Source organism: Nocardia seriolae NBRC 15557 (assembly GCF_007990715.1).
Lineage (GTDB): Bacteria > Actinomycetota > Actinomycetes > Mycobacteriales > Mycobacteriaceae > Nocardia > Nocardia seriolae.
On record NZ_BJWY01000263.1, the window covers coordinates 1 to 1,393 of the forward strand.

Genomic DNA, 1,393 nt, shown 5'->3' on the forward strand with positions numbered 1-1,393 from the left:
ACTTTCGCAGTCATGCGGCGGCCTGAGCCCAGGCGAGCTGGACTTCCATGATTTCTTGGGTTGTCGCTGGTCGGGGTGATTCTGGGATAAATCGGGCGGCGATGAGCTGGCGGCGGAGCTTGACGAGCATGTCCAGGGTCGATGGTTCGGTCTTGGTGCGGTACCAGGGCGCGGCGATGCGGCGCAGGGCCGCGTCATTGTCGTCGTGGCCGGCGGCCGCGTACCAGAGGACGAGGATGCTGTGCGCGAACAGGCCGAAAGGCACTGTGCGAGTGACTGCGTGGGCCACTCGGTTGCGGGCTTGTCCGACCCCGAGGATGTTCTTCGCGTCGAAGAACGTGACCTCGATGGCCCAGCGATCGGCGTAGCGGGCGATGATCTCCGCGGCGGGCGAGGTCAGGTCGGTTGTGATCAAGGCGATCGAATATCGTTGGGATTTACCGGTTTTGGTGCTTCGGCTGGGATCTTCGACGAGAATGACCCGGACGGGGTCGGTGCGCCAGGTCCCGAACCACAGACACACCCGCTCGATGACCCGGACCTGCCCGGTGACGCCGTACCGGGTCACCGTCACCGGCGTCCAGCCGCCGGTGACGGCGAGTTCGGCCGGGGTGCCGATCCGGTCGCCTTTGAGCGCGGGCCGGCCCCTTTTCCCGGTGCGGGGTGGGGCCGGGGCGTAGAACACGGCGTTGGTTTTGGCGCGGGTGGTCATCGTCATAGCCTCGCCCAGGCCCGCGAAAGCGCCGCAGCCGTATGCGCTGTCGGCGACGAGGTGGATCGCGCGGTCGGCGAACCGTTCGGCCAGGGCGTCGAGCATTTCGCGGGCGAGGTCGGGTTTGGCCGGGCCGCCTTTGACGAACAGGGCCGCGGCCACCGGCAACGCGACCGGCCGCGAAGTGAACGGCAGTCGGACCACGATCGCCAGAACGATCCAGTTGTTGCCGAACCCGAGCTTGGCCCGCCCTGCCGCGGAGCCGTCGTGGAACCAGCCCGCGGCGTGGACGCGTTTGCCGCGGCGCCGGCACAACGTGTCATCGACCGCGACCGTGATCGCGGATCCCGGCGGAAGAAGTTGGGCCACAATCAATTCCGCGACAACCAGGCCGAGCTGGGCCGGATCCCAGCGAGCGGCGGAGAAGAACCGGTGCGCACGGGTGTGGTGCCACACCCGTGCCAGGCCGGCGCCGGTGAGCATCCCGCACACGGTGCGGGTCGCGGGCTGGGCGAACAGGCCCGCCACCAGCATGGTGAAGGTAGTGAAAGTCGGTGCGGTGAAACACTTCCGCAGCGGGAACAGGACACGTGTGAGCGCGACCGGTAAGGTGCACGGCTGGAGCATCGGCGGAACACTCTGTCTTCAACGGCGGGCTGTTATTTGCACCGCCGATGCTCC

1 protein-coding gene is annotated in these 1,393 nt (G+C 67.6%); it reads right to left on the minus strand.

Features of this window, described 5'->3' with window-relative positions; all coding sequences use genetic code 11:
* Window positions 1-10: 10 nt before the first annotated feature.
* On the minus strand, window positions 11-1,339 hold the full coding sequence (locus NS2_RS35615) for an IS701 family transposase (RefSeq protein ID WP_036552925.1): 1,329 nt from the start codon (window positions 1,337-1,339) through the stop codon (window positions 11-13).
* Between the last annotated feature and the right edge of the window lie 54 nt (window positions 1,340-1,393).